1 protein-coding gene is annotated in these 352 nt (G+C 70.7%); it reads left to right on the top strand.

The annotated features are described in order from the left end of the window. Nucleotides 1-352, top strand: a 352-nt coding sequence (locus KCH87_RS48550) for an AMP-binding protein (RefSeq protein WP_210594477.1), incomplete at both ends; no start/stop codon positions are given.

Genomic DNA, 352 nt, shown 5'->3' with positions numbered 1-352 from the left:
TTGCTTCGCGGGTGTGCGGGAGGTGATCACCGGTGGTGATGTGATCTCCCCGACCGCGGTGCGGCGGGTGCTGGAGCACTGCCCGGACACTGTGGTGCGCGGCGCCTACGGTCCGACCGAGACCACCTTGTTCGCGACCCAGGCCCCCTGGACCGCGGCCGATGTGGTGCCCGCGCCGATACCGGTCGGGCGTCCGCTGGACGGCATGCGCGCCTACATCCTGGACGACACGCTGTCACAGGCACCGGCGGGAGCCACCGCCGAACTGTATCTGGCGGGTGCGGGGTTGGCCCGGGGGTATTTCGGGCGTGCGGATCTGACGGCGGAGCGGTTCGTGGCCGATCCCTTCGGT

It is taken from the genome of Streptomyces sp. GESEQ-35 (genome assembly GCF_017948485.1).
Taxonomy (GTDB): domain Bacteria; phylum Actinomycetota; class Actinomycetes; order Streptomycetales; family Streptomycetaceae; genus Streptomyces.
This window is presented reverse-complemented; position numbering and strand designations above follow the sequence as displayed.